This window comes from Oceanicella actignis (assembly GCF_900111545.1).
In the GTDB taxonomy this organism is placed as follows: domain Bacteria; phylum Pseudomonadota; class Alphaproteobacteria; order Rhodobacterales; family Rhodobacteraceae; genus Oceanicella; species Oceanicella actignis.
The window spans coordinates 91,843-109,169 of the sequence record NZ_FOHL01000008.1 but is presented as its reverse complement, the minus strand read 5'-3'; the positions used below and the strand labels follow the sequence as shown (position 1 = coordinate 109,169).

The following is a 17,327-nucleotide window of genomic DNA, read 5'->3' as shown; positions in this document are numbered from 1 at the left end:
CTCAGTCGGCGACGCTGCGCAGCTGCGAGGCCGCCACCGCCAGCTTGGCGACGCTGAGCGGGCCGCCCGCACGCAGATCCGCCGCCAGCGCCTCGGCGCGCGCGACCTGTTCGCCATGGGCCGCCGCCCAGGCGTCCACCGCCTGCGCGCCATGACCCCCGTCGCCCGAGGCCAGGGCCGCGGCGGCGATGCGCGACTGTTCGGCCCGCAGATCGGCGATCAGTCGGTTCACGGCGACCTGCTCCCAGCGATCGGCGCAGACCATCTCTCGCGCCATGGCCCGCAGCCAGTCCAGCCCCAGCCGCGCGCCGACGGCGAAATAGGTCTCGGCCACCTCGGCGACCAGCCGCCCGGCCCCACGCGCCGCGTCGACGATGTCGAGGGCGCCGCCCAGGATGTCCAGCGCCGCCACGTCCTGCGCCAGATCGGCCGGCGCGCCCCCTTCGGCGAAGACGGCGGCGCGCTGCTCGAGCCGCTCGCGCGGGAAGCCCTGCAGAATGCCGTCGAGCGCCGCGCGGATCTCGCCCACGCCCGGCCCGAAGGCGGCGATCGCCTCGCCCAGCGGTCTTTGCGCGATGCGCTCGAGCATGGCGGGGGCCTGGGTCGCGATCATGTCCGACACGGCCATGTGCATGTCGAGCTGCGCCTTCGCGTCGGCCTTGTTGTCGAGCGCATTGATGCGCGCGCGCAGCGAGTCGACCTCGAAGATCTCGGCCGTGGCGGCGTAGGCGAGGCACACCGAGGCCAGCGGCGCGCCGGTCATCTCGGCGACGCGGGCGGCGAAGGTCGGCCCGCACTCGTTGACCACGGCGTTCGCCAGCGAGGTGGCGATGATCTCGCGCCGCAGGCGGTGGCGGCGCACCGCGTCCGCGTATCGCGCGCGCAATGGCGTTGGCATGTAGGCCATGAGCCGCCCCTCGAGAAACGGATCGTCCGGCGCCGAAGAGGCCGTCAACGCATCCTTCAGCTCGATCTTGGCGTAGGCGATCAGCACCGCGATCTCGGGCCGCGTCAGCCCGCGCCCGGCGGCGGCCAGCTCGGCGGCGGCCTCGTCCGAGGGCAGGAACTCGACCTCGCGATCCAGCCGGCCAAGCGATTCCAGCCGGCGCATGAAGCGCAGATGCTCGTCCAGAAGCTGCGGCGCGCGGGCCTCGACCATCGAGATGGCCAGCGTCTGGTCGTAATTGTCGCGCAGGACCAGCGTGGCGACCTCGTCGGTCATCTCGGCCAGAAGGCGGTTGCGCTGCTTGCGCGTCAGATCGCCCGCCTCGACCACCTGATCGAGCGCGATCTTGATGTTCACCTCGTGGTCCGAGCAATCGACGCCGGCCGAGTTGTCGACCGCGTCCGTGTTGATCTTGACCCCGCGCCGCGCAAGGGCGATGCGGCCGCGCTGGGTGACGCCCAGATTGGCGCCCTCGCCGACCACGCGAACGCGCACCTCGTCCGCGCTGACGCGCACGGCGTCGTTGGCGCGGTCGCCCACCTCGGCGTCGCTTTCGCCGGGCGCCTTGACGTAGGTGCCGATGCCGCCGAACCACAGCAGATCGGCCCGCGCGCGCAGGATGCCGCGGATGACCTCGAAAGGCGTGGCGCGATCGGCGTCGATGCCGGTCAGCGCCTTCATCTGCGGCGAGAGCGGGATCGACTTGGCCGAACGGCTGAACACCCCGCCGCCCTCGGAGATCAGCGCGCGGTCATAGTCCTGCCAGCTTGATCGCGGCAGCTCGAACAGGCGCCGACGCTCGGCATGGCTGGCGGCCGGGTCCGGGTCGGGGTCGATGAAGATGTCGCGATGGTCGAAGGCCGCGATCAGCCGGATCTGGTCGGACAGCAGCATGCCGTTGCCGAACACGTCGCCCGACATGTCGCCGCAGCCGATCACGTCGAAAGGCTCGGACTGGGTGTCGAGCCCCAGCTCGCGGAAATGGCGCTTGACCGCCTCCCAGGCGCCGCGGGCAGTGATGCCCATGGCCTTGTGGTCGTAGCCGTTCGAGCCGCCCGAGGCGAAGGCGTCGCCCAGCCAGAAGCCGCGCGCGGCGGCGACCTCGTTGGCGATGTCCGAGAAGGTGGCCGTGCCCTTGTCGGCCGCGACGACAAGATAGGGATCGTCCTGGTCGCGCCGCACCACCGCCGCGGGCGGGACGACGCGCGCGCCCTCGAGATTGTCCGTCACGTCCAGCAGCCCCTCGAGGAAGGTGCGGTAGGCGCGGATCGCCTCGGCCTGCACCTCGTCGCGCGAGCCGTTCTCGGGCAGCGCCTTGGGCAGGAAGCCGCCTTTCGAGCCCACCGGCACGATGACCGCGTTCTTGACCTGCTGCGCCTTGACCAGGCCGAGCACCTCGGTGCGGTAATCCTCCTTGCGGTCGGACCAGCGCAACCCGCCGCGGGCCACGGGGCCGTTGCGCAGATGCACGCCCTCGACCCAGGTCGAGAAGACGAAGATCTCGCGCCACGGGCGCGGGCGCGGCAGCCCCTCGAGCCCGCCGCTGTCGAGCTTGAACGAGGTCCAGTCCTTGGGCGCGCCGTCGGGCTCGGGCTGGAACCAGTTCGTGCGCAAGCTGCGCTCGATCGCGTTGCGGAAGCGGCGCAGGATGCGGTCTACGTCAAGGCTGGGCACCTGCTCGAGCTCGGCGTCCAGCTCGGCCGAGATGCGGCGGGCCTCGGCCTCGCGCGCTTCGGCGTCCAGACCGTTCGCGGGGTCGAACAGCGTGCGGAACAGGCGCACCAGACCGCGCACGAAGGACGGGTTGGCGATCAGCGCGTCCTCCATGTATTCGATCGAATAGGGGATGCGCGCCTGGCGCAGAAAGCGCGCATAGGCGCGCAGAAGCGCCGCCTCGCGCACGTCGAGCCCCGCGCTCAGCACCAGGCGGTTGAGCCGGTCGTTGTCGACGCGCCCGCGCCAGGCGGCGTCGAACGCCCCCTCGAGCTTGCCGCGCAGCTGCGCGAGGGGAATCTCGGCCCCGTCGGCCGAAGTCATGTAGAAATCATGCACCCAGATGGGCGTCTCGCCGTCGGCGTCCTTGCGGCGCAGGCGGAAGGGCTGCTCTTCGAGGATGCGCAGGCCCATGTTCTCGAGCACCGGCAGGCAGTCGGACAGGGGCACGGATTGGCAATGGCGGTAGAGCTTGAAGCGGACCGCGTTCTCGGGGTCCTCGAGCCGCCGGTAGAAGTGCAGCGCCAGCGGCCGGTCGCGGCCGAGCCCGTCCATCTTCTCGATGTCGCCGATGGCGGCGGCGGGGGGCACGAGGTCGCGATACGCCGCCGGAAAGCCGTTCGAGAAGCGCGCATGCAGGCGCCGGCCCTCGGCCTCGCCGAAATGCTCGATCAACGCCTCGAGCAGGCGGTCGGACCACGAGCGCACCGCCTCGATGATGCGCGCCTCGATGGCGCGGACGTCGATCTGGGCGGGCGCGGCGGACAGGGCGACGACGAAATGCACGCGCGCCAGCGCCTCGGAGCCGTAATGCGGCGTCCAGGCGGCCACGCGCCCGCCCAGCTCCTCGGCCAGGATCGCGCCGATGCGCTCGCGCAGCTCGGTGTTGTAGCGGTCGCGCGGCACGTAGACGAGGCACGACATGAAGCGCCCGAAGCGGTCGGGCCGCACGAACAGGCGCGTGCGCGGGCGCGTCGCCAGGTGCAGGATGCCCATGGCGATCTCGAAGAGCTGATCCTCGGTGCACTGGAAGAGCTCGTCGCGCGGGTGCGTCTCGAGCACGTTGATGAGCGCCTTGCCGTCATGGCTGTTGGGCGTGAAGCCGGCGCGCTCGATGATGCGCTGCACCTTCCCGCGCAAGAGCGGGATCTCGCGCGGCGAGCGGTTGTAGGCGGCCGAGGTGAACAGGCCGACGAAGACGCTGGCGCCCGTCACCGCGCCGCGCGCGTCGAAGGTCTTGACCGCGATCACGTCCAGATGCGCGCCGCGGTGGATGTTCGAGCGCCGGTTGGCCTTGAGGATGGCGATGGGCGACGGGTCCTCGAGAAAGCCGGTCATCTCGGGCGACCAGTGCACGAAGGCGCCGTCCTGGTCGCGCAGGATGGTGAAGTCCGGGTCGCGCATCAGCCCCAGCCCCGAATCGGGGTCGGGCGCGAAGCCGCCCTCGGGCGCCAGCAGGAAGCGCCGGTGGCCGAGGAAGGTGAAGTGATCGGCCGCGACCCATTCGAGGAACTCGAACGCCTCTTCATGCAGATCGCGCGGCGCGCGCGCGGCGGCGCGGCGCACCGCCTCGGCCTCGGCGCGAAGGGCCTCGCGCATGGGAATCCAGTCCTCGACCGCGGCGCGCAGCTGCTCGAGCATGGTTTCGAGCTCGCGCGTCAGGGCGGCCAGCGCGGCTTCGTCGGGGATCTGGTCGATCTGCACCTGGATCACCGATTCGCGCAACGCGTCGGGCGCGCCCTCTTCCGCCAGGCCGAGCCGCTCGCCGCCCGCGTCGCGCCGCACGGTCAGCACCGGATGGATGAGGCCATGGATGCCGACCCCGCGCTCGGTCAGAAGCAGCGTGACCGAGTCGACCAGGAAGGGCATGTCGTCGTTGCACAGCTCGACGATGGTGCGGCCGCTTTGCCAGCCATGCTCGGCCATGCGCGGGTTGTAGACCCGCACCTTGGCGCGGCCCGGCGCGCGGCGGCGGCAGAACTTCCACAGCGCCAGGGCGGCGCCGTAATGCTCTTCGGCCGGAAGGGACAGAACCTCGTCCGCGTCGGCCTTGGCGTAGAGAAGGGGCAGCGCCTCGACGAATTCGCCCGCCTCGGGCGCCTCGAGCCGCTCGAGCGCCATCTGGCGGATTTCCTCCAGTCGTTGGGCGAGGCGTTCGGCGGCGGCGTCGGCCATGGCGAGTTCTCCCTTCTGCGCGCCGGAAATCGGCGGCGCCTCACGCGGTCATGCGGGCGTGGTCCGGCACGGTATCGTGCATTGGTAAAAGCCTTCCAACCATGCCAGCCTTTGCCGCGCAAGGCGAGCGGACGGGGCGCCCGGACCCGGCGAGGAGGACGGACATGAGCGAAAGGCGCAAGGCGCTGGCGCTGCTGATCGCGGCCGAGGTTCTGACCATGAGCCTGTGGTTCGTCTCGGCCGCGGTGCTGCCGCAGATGCGCGCCGAAGCCGACATCGCCCCGGCCTGGCAGGCGGCCCTGTCGGCGGCCGTGCAGGCGGGCTTCGTGCTGGGGGCGCTGGGCTCGGCGGCGCTGGGGCTGGCCGACCGCTTCGACCCGCGCCGCGTGCTGGCGGCGGGCGCGCTGGCGGGGGCGGCGGCGAATGCGGGGCTGATCTGGGCGCCGCCGGGGGGCGCGCTGGCGGTCGGGCTGCGGCTGGCCACGGGCGCGGCGCTGGCGGCGGTCTATCCGGTGGGCATGAAGATCGCCGTCGGCTGGGGCGAGCGAGACCGGGGCCTGCTGGTCGGGCTGCTGGTGGGCGGGCTGACGCTGGGATCGGCGGCGCCGCACCTGCTGGCGGGGGCGGGAGCCTGGCGCGAGACGGTCGCGTTGGCCTCGGCGCTGGCGGCGGCGGGGGCGGCGCTGGGACTGGCCACGCGCCTGGGGCCGCATCATGCGCAGGCGGCGCGCTTCGATCCGCACGCGCTGCGCCTGGCGTGGAGCGACCGGCGCATCCGCGCCGCCTTCCTGGGCTATCTGGGCCACATGTGGGAGCTCTACGCCATGTGGGCCTGGATCGGGGCGGCGCTGGCGGCGTCCTTCGCGGCGCGCATGGCGCCCGAGGCGGCGGGCGAGGCCGCGCACCTGGCGGCCTTCTGCGCCATCGCCGCGGGCGCGTTGGGCTGCGCGCCGGCGGGATGGCTGGCCGACCGGATCGGCAAGGCGCGGCTGGCGGCGGGAGCGATGGTCATGTCGGGCGCCTGCGCGCTGGCGGCGGCCGGCGCCTTTGGCGGGCCGGCCTGGCTGCTGGGGGCGATCGCGACGCTGTGGGGCGTGGCGGTCATCGCCGACAGCGCGCAGTTCTCGGCCCTGATCGCCGATTTCGCGCCGCCTGCGGCCGCCGGCAGCCTGATGACGCTGCAAACGGCGCTGGGCTTTGCGCTGACCGTGCCGACGGTGCAGCTGACGCCGCTGGCGGCGGCGGCTCTGGGCTGGCCGGCGACGCTGGCGCTGATGGCGGCCGGGCCGGCGCTGGGCGTGGCGGCGCTGACGCCCCTGCTGCGCCGGCGATAGGGCGCGCGGGTCGGCCATGGTCGGCCGCGCGGGCCGGTCGGCGCGGGCCGGTCAGCGCATGGGGGGCGGCGCGCGGGGCTCAGCGCGCGGGGCGGGCGATGCCCTCGCGCGCGGGGAAGGCGGCTTCGAAACGCGCGCGCAGGATCAGGGCGAAGACCGCCAGCGCGCCCAGCTGATGCGCCAGCGCCAGCGACAGGGGCGCGGCGTGCATCACCGTGGCCACGCCCAGCGTCGCCTGCGCCGCCAGCGCCAGCGCGACATGCGCCGCGCGGCGGCGCGCGCCCTCGTGCCCGCAGCCGCGCGCCGACAGCCAGAACCCCAGCCCCGCCAGCACAAGAAGGTATCCGACCATGCGGTGGTTGAACTGCACCAGCGCCGGGTTCTCGAAGAAGTTGCTCCAGAGCGGCTCGTAGTCGAAGCTTTCCGAGGGCAGGAACTCGCCGTTCATCAGCGGCCAGTCGATATAGCCGCGCCCGGCGTCGATGCCCGCGACCAGCGCGCCCAGCAGGATCTGCGCGAAGGCCAGCAGCAGCAGCGCGTCGGCCCGCCCGACCATCGCCCCGAGGCGGCGGCGGCGCGCCTGCAGCAGCTCGGCCGGATCTCGGCGCAGCTGCAGCGCCATCCAGACCAGCAGACCGAAGATGGCGAAGGCCATGCCCAGATGAATCGCCAGCCGATACGAGGCCACGTCGACCATGCGCCCGGTCAGCCCCGAGGCCACCATCCACCAGCCGATCGCGCCCTGCACGCCGCCCAGCGCGCCGACCAGGACGAAGCGCCCCAGCCAGCCCGGCGGAACCGCGCGCCGCGCCAGCATCCACGCCAGCCCCGCCGCCCAGACCAGCCCCACCAGGCGGCCCAGCAGGCGGTGGCCCCACTCCCACCAGTAGATGAACTTGAACTCGTCCATCGACATGCCGCGCTTGGCCAGCTGGTATTCGGGGCTGGCCTGATACTTGCGGAACTCGTCCTGCCAGTCGGCCTCGGACAGGGGCGGGATCGCGCCCGTTACGGGGCGCCACTCGGTGATCGACAGGCCTGAATCGGTCAGCCGCGTCAGCCCGCCGACCAGCACCATCGCCGCCACCAGCGCCGCCAGCAGCGCGGTCCACAGGAAGGCGAAGCGGCGGGCGCGGCGCCGGCGCGCCTCCTCGGCGCCCGGCGCGGCGGGCGCGGGGGCCGGCGCCTCGGGACCCGCCTCCTCGAAGATGGCGCGAGGCCTGCCGCCCTGGGGTTTCGTCATGTCCTGCCTCCGCTTGCTCGAGCCAACCGCCGCAGACCTAGCGCCGCCGCCGCCCTTCGGCCAGCGACCGGATGACGCCCCTGAGGGTGCGCACGTCCTGGTCGGTGAGCGGCGCGCGGCGGAAGAGGTTGCGCAGATTCATCTGCATCGAGGCGCGCCGGTCCTCGGGAAAGAAGTAGCCCGCCGCCTCCAGCTCCTGCTCGAGATGCGCCAGCATGCGGTCCACATCCTCGACGCGGGCGGCGGCGGGCTCGGGGCGCGGGGCGGCGTTCTCGTCCGCCGGCGCCTGGCGGCGCCACTCATAGGCCACCAGCAGCGCGCACTGCCCCAGATTGAGCGAGGGAAAGGCCGGGTTGACCGGCGCCGTCACGATGGCGTTGGCGCGGGCGACGTCGTCGTTCTCGAGCCCGGTGCGCTCGCGCCCGAACATCACGCCCACCCGCTCGCCGCGCGCGACGCGGGCATGCGCGTCGGCCATGGCCTCTTCGGGGGTCATGACGGGCTTGCTCATCTCGCGCGCGCGGGCGGTGGTGGCGTAGACGTAGTTCAGATCGGCCAGCGCCGGCGCGGTCTGCGCGAAGACCTGCGCCTCGTCGATCACCCGCCCCGCGCCCGAGGCCATGGCCGCCGCCTTGGGGTTGGGCCAGCCGTCGCGCGGCGCGACGAGGCGCATGCGCGCCAGGCCGAAATTCCACATCGCGCGCGCGGCGGCGCCGATGTTCTCGCCCATCTGCGGCTCGACCAGAACGAAAATCGGACCGTCCGGCGACCAGACGGCGCTCTTGCGGTCCTGCGCGGCGGCGTTCCTTGGCGCGGACATCGGGGCCTCATGAGCGGCGCGCCACGGCGCCGCCCTGTCGGGCCGCCGGCGGCGCTGGGTTGCGCGGTCAGGGCGCGTTTATCCCCGACGCGCGCGCGGGGCAACCCCGGCGAAAGGCGCCGAGGCGGGGCGCCGGCGATGTCCTCACGCGCGCGGCCAGCGGCGCGGCGGCGCGTTTCGGGAAATCCCGGCCCATGTCGCCTTGCGCGCGCGGGGCAAGCGGGCGCATCGCCGCGAGCCCGTCGGCATCGGCGCGTCGTCACGGGCGCGGGGCGGCAAACGGGACCCCGGTTGCGTTCGCGGGCGCAGTCTTCGCGGGCGCAGTCGCCGTCACGCCGCCACGCGCGCGGGGCGAACGGTTCTTGCTCGGCGCCCGCACGCTGCCCGGCAACCACGCCGCCACGCGCGCGGGGCGAACGGCCTCGCGGCCGTCGGCGGCGGATTTGCGTCGTCACGCGCGCGGGGCGCGGGTCGGCCGAGTTGCGGCCCCGGGCGACAGGCCCGCGCCGCCCTGCGCGCAGGCGATCGGCGACGGACCCGCGCGCCGCGCGCGCACAGGCCCCGCCGCGGCGCGCGCGGGCCAAGCGACGCGCGGATCGCGGCGGGGCCGGCCGTCGGGCGCGCCTCGACGCGGTTGCGGGCAAGGCGCCCGGCGCGGTCCCACGCCGCCGCGCCGACGCGGCGCGCGCGGGGAAAACCCGACAGACGGGCCGGCGCCGCCGCCTCGAAGCGTGCGCCCCCTCCCCTGCCCGCGCCGCCGCCTGACGCTCAGCCCGCGCGCTCGAGCCACAGGGCGCTTTCGGGCGCGCCCGTCCAGGGCAGCGCCGCCAGGGCGGGCCGGCGTGCGGCCTGCATCCGCGTCAGCGCGTAGCGGCTCGAGAAGATGGGCCGCAGCGCGCCGCCCAGGATCCAGCCGGCCAGGGCGTTCTGCTCGTTGTAGCCGCGCCACGCCCATTCGGGCGGATAGGGGTCGGGCAGGAAGACGTCATGCACATGCACCCGCACCCCGGGGCGCAGAACCGGCAGGATGCGGTTGAGGATCAGATCCACGTCGGTTCCGGGCATGAGGATGTGCGAGCTGTCGAAAAAGGCCACGTCGCCCGGCTCGAGCGCGGCGAACAGCGGCAGATGCGCCTCGGACAGCACCTCGGCGCGCCAGAGCGTCGGCAGCCCCGCCAGCGCGGCGCGCGGGGCGGGGTCGATGCACACATGCTCGGCCCGCGCGCCCGCGTCGCGCAGCGCGCGCGCCACGAAGCGCGTCGAGTGGCCCGACCCGACCTCGACCACCCGCCGCGGCGGCGCGCCGCGCAGCAGCGCATAGGCCGCCGCCGCATCCAGCCGCGGATACCAGTCCTGCGCCCAGCGCGGCGCGGGGGGCGGCCCCTCGATCGCGCGCAGCGCATCGCCCAGCGCGTCGATCTGGTCGAGCAGCGCGGCGAAGGCGGGCTCGGCGTCGGCCATCGCCGCCTCGATCGCCGCATAGGGCGCGCGCGGCGGCGCGACCGTGGCCGCGTAGCGATAGGGAATGAAGAAGCCCGCGCGCCGGACGCCAAGCACCGTCTCGAGCCCCATGCGCAGCCGCCGCCATCTTCGGGTCGTCATCTCCGCTCCTTGTATCCAGCTGCATACGCATGTATGCGTTGCGCGCGGCGGGCCTTGCCCGCCCAGAGCAAGCCGCGTAGGTTCCGCGCGGACGGCCGTCAAGCGCCGGCGCCCGCGAAACCGCCCGCCGGGCCCAGAATCGGGAGACTGAGCATGAAGAAGATCAAGGTCGAAAACCCCGTCGTCGAGCTCGACGGCGACGAGATGACCCGCATCATCTGGCATTTCATCAAGGAAAAGCTGATCCTTCCCTATCTCGACATCGATCTGAAATATTACGATCTGGGCATCGAGAACCGCGACGCCACCGACGACCAGGTGACCGTGGACGCGGCCAACGCCATCAAGAAATACGGCGTCGGCGTGAAGTGCGCGACCATCACCCCCGACGAGGCCCGCGTCGAGGAGTTCGGCCTCAAGCGCATGTATCGCTCGCCCAACGGCACCATCCGCAACATCCTGGGCGGCGTGATCTTCCGCGAGCCGATCATCTGCAAGAACGTCCCGCGCCTTGTGCCGCACTGGACCAAGCCGATCGTCGTCGGCCGCCACGCCTTCGGCGACCAGTACAAGGCCACCGACTTCCGCTTCCCCGGCAAGGGCAAGCTGACGATCAAGTTCGTCGGCGAGGACGGCGAGGTGATCGAGCACGAGGTGTTCGACGCGCCCGGCTCGGGCGTCGCCATGGCGATGTACAACCTCGACCAGTCGATCATCGACTTCGCCCGCGCCTCGATGAACTACGGGCTGGCGCGCGGCTATCCGGTCTATCTGTCGACCAAGAACACCATCCTCAAGGCCTATGACGGCCGCTTCAAGGACCTGTTCCAGAAGGTCTACGAGGAAGAGTTCAAGGACAAGTTCGAGGCCGCCGGCATCCATTACGAGCACCGCCTCATCGACGACATGGTGGCCTGCGCCATGAAGTGGTCGGGCGGCTATGTCTGGGCGTGCAAGAACTATGACGGCGACGTGCAGTCCGACACCGTCGCGCAGGGCTTCGGCTCGCTGGGGCTGATGACCTCGGTCCTGATGACCCCCGACGGCAAGGTGGTCGAGTCCGAGGCCGCCCACGGCACCGTCACCCGCCACTACCGCCAGCACCAGCAGGGCAAGGAGACCTCGACCAACTCCATCGCCTCGATCTTCGCCTGGACCGGCGGCCTCAAGCACCGCGCCAAGCTGGACGGCAACGACGAGCTGATGCGCTTCGCCACCACGCTCGAGCGCGTCGTGGTCGAGACCGTCGAGGCCGGCTACATGACCAAGGACCTGGCGCTGCTGGTGGGCCCGGACCAGAAGTGGCTCACCACCATGGGCTTCCTCGAGAAGGTCGACGAGAACCTGCGCAAGGCGCTGGCCGAGGGCTGAACGCCCGAGCCGGCTTCGGGGGCCCGCGGCGCGTTCCGCGGGCCTCTTGCGTTCGCGCGCCCCCGTCCCGCGGAGAAGCTCATGCAGATCGTCCTTTACGGCGTCGCCGTGTCGGCCTTCGTGGCCAAGGTGCGCGCCGCGCTCGACCTCAAGGGCCTGCCCCATGAAGAGCGCGAGCCGCCCGACGGCTACGGCTCGGCCGCCTATCGGGCCATCGTCCCGGCCGGTTCGGTCCCCGGCCTCGTGGTCGACGGGGCGCCGCTGTTCGGATCGAACGCGATCCTCGAATTCCTCGAAGAGGCCGCCCCCGAGCCGCCCCTGCTGCCGGCCGATCCGCTCGGGCGCGCGCTGACCCGCGCGCTGGCCGGCTATTCCGACGACCGGATCGAGGCGGCCGGGCGCGCCATGTTCCCGCTCGTCAAGCGCGGCTGGCGCGCCGATCCCGAGGCGGCGGCGCAAGGCGCGGCGCGCCTTGCCGAGGCGCTGGCGCGGCTCGAGGACATCTGCGCCGCGGCGCCCGCCGGCCTTGCGCCGGGCGGGCGGGCGGGCATGGCCGAATGCGCCCTCGCCCCGGCGATCCAGATGGGGTTCATGCTGTGCGAAGAGGTCGAGCGCCCGCTGACCCCGCCCCCGCGCGTCGCCCGCTGGATGGCGGCGGCGGGCGAAGACCCCGCCATCGCGCGCAGCCTGGCCATTCAGCGCGCGGCGATGGACGAGTGGCTGGCCCGCTGGCGCGCGCCCGGCGGCTCCTGCGGCCGAGGGTGAAATTTTTTCCCGCTCGCCCCTTCACCCGCGGTCCGCGCGCGCCTATATTCGCCTTGTCCCTTCGGGGACTATGGCGATAAACGCGCACGTAATAAGCGGATCGGACCCGGGGGCGGTACCCGGCGGCTCCACCAGAATCCCTCTCCACCCGTTCGTTGGCGGGCGGACGCAAGAGGCAGAAGGGGGCCGAAACAGGATCGACGGACGTGTAAAGGTGTTGCTTTCGCCCGGCAGGATGCCACCGTTATCGGCTCAAAACGCATAGTTGCCAACGACAACCGTGCTCCGGTGGCCGTCGCTGCGTAATGCAGCGACCAAACCGAAACCGAAGTCCTGAGGCTTAGCCGCTTCAGGCGGGGTCCGCAGGCGCCTGGCAACAGAAGCCTGCACTTCTCCCTCTCCAGCGCGAAACCGACCGGGCGCCAGCAGCGCGCCGCCGCCCTGCGTCGCCCTGCGTCGCCCGCCCTGCGGCGCGGCTTTCCTTGCGTCGCGAATCGGATATGTTCGGCCCAGACACGGAGGGAATTGCGCATGTCCCAGGCGGGCCTCGACTACGGCAAGATGATGCAGCGCGCGCTGCGCGGCGTGATGGCGGAAAGCCTGGGCGTCGCGGCGCGCGAGGGGCTGCCGGGCGGGCATCACTTCTACATCACCTTCGACACCCGCCATCCGGGCGTGGACATGCCCGACTGGCTGCGCGCCCAGTTCCCCGAAGAGATCACGATCGTCATCCAGCACGAGTTCTGGGATCTGGCCGTCACGCCCGACCGCTTCAGCGTCGGGCTGAGCTTTTCGAACCGCGCGGCGACGCTGGTGGTGCCCTTCGACGCGGTGACGACCTTCGTCGATCCCCACGCCGAATTCGGCCTGAAGTTCGACGCGCATGACGCCGAGGACGACGAAGGCCCCGAGCCCGGCCCGGGCGACGGCCCAGGCGCAGAGGCCGAGCCCCCATCGCCCCCCGCGCCGGGCGGCGACGTGGTCAGCCTCGACCGCTTCCGCAAGCGCTGAGCGCGCCCCCCGCGGCGGGCCCGCGCGATGGGCCGGGCGTGAACGCCCGCCGGCAAGGGCCCTCGTCGCCCCGGCCCGCCGGCCGTGCGCGGAACGTGCCCGACGCGCCCCCAACACGCCCCCGCCACGGCCCCGACGCCGGCGCGCCTCGGCCACGGCCGGGCGTCAGGGCGCCCGCGCCAGCTCTACCGCCACGGCGGCGCAAAGCATGCCGGTGGCCGTCAGCACCATCAGGTGCCAGAGCGCGGTCTGGAACGGCATGCTCTTGCGCACGAACACCCCGACGCCCGCGGTATAAAGCGCCCCGCCCCCGATCAGCAGCCAGAACGTCGCCGGATGGGCGGCGCGCAGGATCGGCCCGCCGATCGGCACGATGGCCCAGCCCAGCGCCAGATACAGCGCCAGCGCCGCGCGCTCGAAGCGGCCCGGCGCCGCCAGCTTCAGCGCCGCCCCCGCCAGCGCCGCCGCCCAGATCCCGGTCAGGATCGGCCGCGCGGCCGCGCCCGCCAGAAGAACGGCGAAGGGCGTGTAGGCGCCCGCGATCTTCACGAAGATGGCCGCGTGGTCCAGCCTGCGCAGCACCCCCCGCGCCGCGCCGCGCGCGGGCGCAAGATGATACGCCGCCGAGAAGACGAACATCATCGCCATCGACGCCGCATAGACCGCCGTCGCGGCGACGACGGCGCCGTCGCCGCCGCGCCGCGCCGCCAGCGCCACCAGGGCCGGCCCCGCCGCCAGCGCGCCCGCCACGCCCAGGGCGTGGACGATCGCGTCGGCGGCGCGCTCGGCCCGCGCGGGGGCCGAAGGCGGCGAAAGCGCGGATGAGATTCCCGAGGCCGTGCGATTCATGGCCCCAGTCTAGCATGAACGCAGGCGCGCGCGCCGCATTGGCGCCCGCCCGCCGCGGCGGTATAGAACGCGCGTCACACGCTCATCAGGAGGATCGCGCGCCATGACCGCCACCCGGACCGAGACCGACAGCTTCGGCCCCATCGAGGTGCCCGCCGACAAGTATTGGGGCGCTCAGACGCAGCGCAGCCTGCAGAACTTCCCCATCGGCTGGGAGAAGCAGCCCGTCGCCGTCATCCGCGCGCTGGGCGTCATCAAGCAGGCCGCGGCCGAGGCGAACATGGAGCTCGGCAACCTCGACCCGCGCATCGGCAAGGCCATCGTCCAGGCCGCGGCCGAGGTCGCCGAGGGCAAGTTCGACGATCATTTCCCGCTGGTGGTCTGGCAGACGGGCTCGGGCACCCAGTCGAACATGAACGCCAACGAGGTCATCGCCAACCGCGCCATCGAAATCCTGGGCGGCAAGATCGGCTCGAAGGACCCGGTGCACCCGAACGACCACGTCAACCGCTCGCAATCCTCGAACGACACCTTCCCCACGGCCATGCACATCGCCGCCGCGACCATGGCGCGCGACGTGCTGCTGCCCGGGCTCGAGAAGCTGCACGCCGCGCTGGCCGCCAAGTCCGAGGCCTTCAAGGACATCATCAAGATCGGCCGCACCCACACCCAGGACGCCACCCCGCTGACGCTGGGGCAGGAGTTCTCGGGCTACGCGCACCAGGTCGCCATGGGCATCGAGCGCGTCAAGCGCGCCCTGCCCTCGATCCACGAGCTGGCGCAGGGCGGCACCGCCGTCGGCACCGGGCTCAACACGAAGAAGGGCTTCGCCGAGAAGTTCGCCGCCCATGCCGCGCGCATCACCGGCATTCCCTTCGTCACCGCGCCCAACAAGTTCGAGGCCCTGGCCGCCCATGACGCGGTGGTCGAGATGTCGGGCGCGCTCAAGACCGTGGCGGGCAGCCTGTTCAAGATCGCCAACGACATTCGCTTCCTCGGCTCGGGGCCGCGCTGCGGGCTGGGCGAGCTGATCCTGCCCGAGAACGAGCCCGGCTCGTCGATCATGCCGGGCAAGGTCAACCCCACCCAGTGCGAGGCGCTGACCCAGGTCTGCGCCCATGTCATGGGCAACGACGCGGCCATCGGCTTCGCCGGCAGCCAGGGCCATTTCGAGCTGAACGTCTACAAGCCCATGATGATCTACAACCTGCTGCAGTCGATGCAGCTGCTGGGCGACGCGGCGGCGTCCTTCACCGACCGCTGCGTGACGGGCATCCGCGCGAACGAAGAGCGCATCGCCAAGCTGATGCGCGAAAGCCTGATGCTGGTCACGGCGCTGGCGCCGGTCATCGGCTACGACAACGCCGCCAAGGTGGCCAAGGCGGCGCACCAGAACGGCACCACGCTGCGCGAAGAGGCCGTGCGCCTGGGATTCGTGGACGAAGAAACCTTCGACCGCGTGGTGCGCCCCGAACTGATGATCGGTCCGAGCGACTGACCGCGCAAGCGATCCGCGCCCGCCCCCGCGCCGGAACGCAGACGCCGCGGGGGCGGGCCAGGGCCGCGGCGCCGAACCCGCCGCCGCGGCGTCCGCGGTCGGGGGCGCCCGTCGCCGACCTCGTCAGAACATCGGGCGGTATTTCCAGTCGTCGGCGTCGGGCGTGACCTCGTCCAGATCATAGCCGGCGGCGCGAAGACGGCGCGCCGCCTCGACGCCCTCGCGCGCGGCCGCGTCCACCAGCGCGCGCCCCTGCGCCTCGTCCCGCGGCACGCCGCGCCCGCGCAGCAGGTCCAGCCCGTAATTGAACTTGCCCACCGGATCGCCCGCCTCGGCCGCGCGCCGGTCCCAGCGGGCGGCGGCGGCCGGATCCTCGGGGCCGCCCAGGCCGTTGTCCTCAAGCTGACCCATCCAGGTCATCGCCCCCGTCCAGCCCGCCTCGGCGCAGCTTTGAAAGAGCGTGCGCGCCCATTCGTGCCGGCCCGACTTGGTGGCGAGATAACCTTGCGCGCACAGGACCATGTCGGCCTCGCCCCGGCGCGCGCGCTCGACGAAGCGGCGCATGGTCATCTCGTCGGGGTTGAGGACGCCGCCCTCGTCAGGCGCCGGCGCGCCCGCATCGGCGCGCGCCGGCAAGGCGGCCGTCTGGCCGATCAGCGCCCCCGCGACGGCGAGCAGCGCGGCGCGCAGGATCGGGGGCGAGGGATGGCGGACTGGCATGGCGGCCTCCTTGGCGCGGCGCCCCGCGCTGGGGGCCGGAGCCCCACCATAGCACAAAGCGCCGCCCGGCGCGCGCATCAGGGTCGATCGGGGCCGCCCAGATCCAGCGACAGCGCGTGGATGGGCCCGGCCAGCTCTTCGGCCAGGGCCTTGTGGACCATGCGCTGGGCCTCGACGCGGCCGCGCCCGGCGAAGGCCCGGGCGCGGATGCGCACGTGGAAATGGGTCTCGCCGCCCTCGCGCCAGCCGGCATGGCCGCGGTGGCGCTCGGACTGGTCCTCGACCTCGAGCGCCACGGGATCGAAGGCCGCGGTCAGCTTCTCGCGGATGGTCCGGGCTACGCTCATCTCCGTCTCCTTTCGCCTGTCCGGCGCGCCCGCGCCCGGCCGGGCTTGGCCCGCGCGGCGCGAACGCTACAATGTCCGGCCCGACTCGGCCGCCGCGGCCGACGCCCGCAACAGCACCGGAGCCAGACGCACAGTGCCGCCTCGTTCGCCCTTCGACTACGACGTTTCGGTTTCCGCCGACAAGCGCCGCCGCATGCGCCGGCGCGGCATGACCGGCGCGATCGAGGACAGCCGCCGCCCCTGCGACCGGCCCGGCTGCGACGGGCGCGGCCAATACCGCGCGCCCAGGGCGCCCGACCGGCTGAACGAGTATTACTGGTTCTGCCTCGAGCATGTGCGCGAATACAACCGCTCGTGGAACTACTTCGCGAACATGACGCCCGAGGAGTTCGACGCCTTCCAGCGCGCCGATTCGGTCTGGGGCCGGCCCACCTGGCGCTTCGGCCAGCAGCCGCGCAAGCCGCTGGGCATCGAGGCCCATGCCGAGGGCCAGGCCTGGCGGCGCTTCGGCTTCGACGACCCGCTCGAGGTGCTGGGGGCGAACGCCACCATCAACCCCGGCGGGCGCGGGCGCGACGTTCCGCCGCCCCCGCGGCGCAAGCTGCCCGCCAATCTGCGCCGCGCGCTCGAGGTTCTGGGCGCCGAGGACCACATGACCCGCGCCCAGATCCGCGCCATCTACAAGGATCTGGTCAAGTCCCTGCACCCGGACATGAACGGCGGGCGGCGCGACGACGAGGCGCGCCTGCGCGAGGTGGTCTGGGCCTGGCAGCAGATCAAGGGCAGCCGCGCCTTCGCCGACTGACGACGCGACGCGCTTGCGCTTGCGTCGCGGCGCCTTATGTTCCAAGCAGCGTCAGGGAAACCGCGTTTCGCGGACGGCCCGCCCGCGCCCGCCGGCGCGCCGGCCCCCGCAGGGCGCTGCACGGCCCG

The 17,327-nt window shown here is 72.8% G+C and carries 13 protein-coding genes and 1 other RNA gene; 7 read left to right on the top strand and 7 right to left on the bottom strand.

Annotated features, from left to right (window positions below):
• Position 1: 1 nt before the first annotated feature.
• Complete coding sequence (locus BMW67_RS12550) at positions 2–4,834, bottom strand: NAD-glutamate dehydrogenase (RefSeq protein WP_072747892.1); 4,833 nt, start codon at positions 4,832–4,834, stop codon at positions 2–4.
• A 164-nt stretch (positions 4,835–4,998) separates the two neighbouring features.
• Here BMW67_RS12550 and BMW67_RS12545 point away from each other — a divergent pair, with 164 nt between their 5' ends.
• Positions 4,999–6,168: an MFS transporter gene (locus BMW67_RS12545; RefSeq protein WP_072747891.1), complete on the top strand. Its 1,170-nt coding sequence runs from the start codon at positions 4,999–5,001 to the stop codon at positions 6,166–6,168.
• Between the two features lie 79 nt (positions 6,169–6,247).
• Here BMW67_RS12545 and ctaA read toward each other — a convergent pair whose 3' ends face one another.
• The 3 genes from ctaA to BMW67_RS12530 all read right to left on the bottom strand — a co-directional run bounded on the left by ctaA (position 6,248) and on the right by BMW67_RS12530 (position 9,833).
• Positions 6,248–7,411: a heme A synthase gene (gene ctaA, locus BMW67_RS12540; RefSeq protein ID WP_072747890.1), complete on the bottom strand. Its 1,164-nt coding sequence runs from the start codon at positions 7,409–7,411 to the stop codon at positions 6,248–6,250.
• Between the two features lie 37 nt (positions 7,412–7,448).
• Positions 7,449–8,141 carry an RNA methyltransferase gene (locus tag BMW67_RS12535; RefSeq protein WP_245728527.1) on the bottom strand — a complete coding sequence of 231 codons (693 nt, stop codon included), beginning with the start codon at positions 8,139–8,141 and terminating at the stop codon, positions 7,449–7,451.
• Positions 8,142–8,999: 858 nt separating this feature from the next.
• Positions 9,000–9,833 (bottom strand): class I SAM-dependent methyltransferase, encoded by an 834-nt coding sequence (locus BMW67_RS12530; protein WP_072747888.1) that lies wholly within the window; start codon positions 9,831–9,833, stop codon positions 9,000–9,002.
• Between the two features lie 153 nt (positions 9,834–9,986).
• Here BMW67_RS12530 and BMW67_RS12525 point away from each other — a divergent pair, with 153 nt between their 5' ends.
• The 4 genes from BMW67_RS12525 (at position 9,987) to BMW67_RS12510 (ending at position 12,980) form a co-directional block, all read left to right on the top strand.
• Entirely contained in the window at positions 9,987–11,204 is a 1,218-nt protein-coding gene (locus BMW67_RS12525; RefSeq protein WP_072747887.1) for an NADP-dependent isocitrate dehydrogenase, read from the top strand.
• A gap of 81 nt (positions 11,205–11,285) precedes the next feature.
• Positions 11,286–11,969 carry a glutathione S-transferase family protein gene (locus BMW67_RS12520; RefSeq protein WP_072747886.1) on the top strand — a complete coding sequence of 228 codons (684 nt, stop codon included), beginning with the start codon at positions 11,286–11,288 and terminating at the stop codon, positions 11,967–11,969.
• A gap of 16 nt (positions 11,970–11,985) precedes the next feature.
• Positions 11,986–12,360: a transfer-messenger RNA gene (ssrA, locus tag BMW67_RS12515) on the top strand.
• A gap of 140 nt (positions 12,361–12,500) precedes the next feature.
• Positions 12,501–12,980: an SspB family protein gene (locus tag BMW67_RS12510; RefSeq protein ID WP_091764250.1), complete on the top strand. Its 480-nt coding sequence runs from the start codon at positions 12,501–12,503 to the stop codon at positions 12,978–12,980.
• A gap of 165 nt (positions 12,981–13,145) precedes the next feature.
• Here BMW67_RS12510 and trhA read toward each other — a convergent pair whose 3' ends face one another.
• Entirely contained in the window at positions 13,146–13,829 is a 684-nt protein-coding gene (trhA, locus tag BMW67_RS12505) for a PAQR family membrane homeostasis protein TrhA (RefSeq protein ID WP_083581456.1), read from the bottom strand.
• A 103-nt stretch (positions 13,830–13,932) separates the two neighbouring features.
• On the opposite strand from trhA, the gene fumC reads away from it, so the two are divergent.
• Positions 13,933–15,327, top strand: a complete 1,395-nt coding sequence (fumC, locus tag BMW67_RS12500; protein ID WP_072747885.1) for a class II fumarate hydratase — start codon at positions 13,933–13,935, stop codon at positions 15,325–15,327.
• Positions 15,328–15,450: 123 nt separating this feature from the next.
• Here the strand turns inward: fumC and BMW67_RS12495 are convergent, their stop codons facing one another.
• Both BMW67_RS12495 and BMW67_RS12490 read right to left on the bottom strand, forming a co-directional pair.
• Complete coding sequence (locus tag BMW67_RS12495; RefSeq protein WP_245728524.1) at positions 15,451–16,047, bottom strand: SEL1-like repeat protein; 597 nt, start codon at positions 16,045–16,047, stop codon at positions 15,451–15,453.
• Between the two features lie 77 nt (positions 16,048–16,124).
• Complete coding sequence (locus BMW67_RS12490; protein ID WP_072747884.1) at positions 16,125–16,394, bottom strand: BolA family protein; 270 nt, start codon at positions 16,392–16,394, stop codon at positions 16,125–16,127.
• Positions 16,395–16,527: 133 nt separating this feature from the next.
• Between BMW67_RS12490 and BMW67_RS12485 the strand changes: the two genes are divergently transcribed.
• Positions 16,528–17,199, top strand: coding sequence for a J domain-containing protein (locus tag BMW67_RS12485; protein ID WP_091764249.1), 672 nt, complete (start codon positions 16,528–16,530; stop codon positions 17,197–17,199).
• The last annotated feature ends 128 nt before the right edge of the window (positions 17,200–17,327 follow it).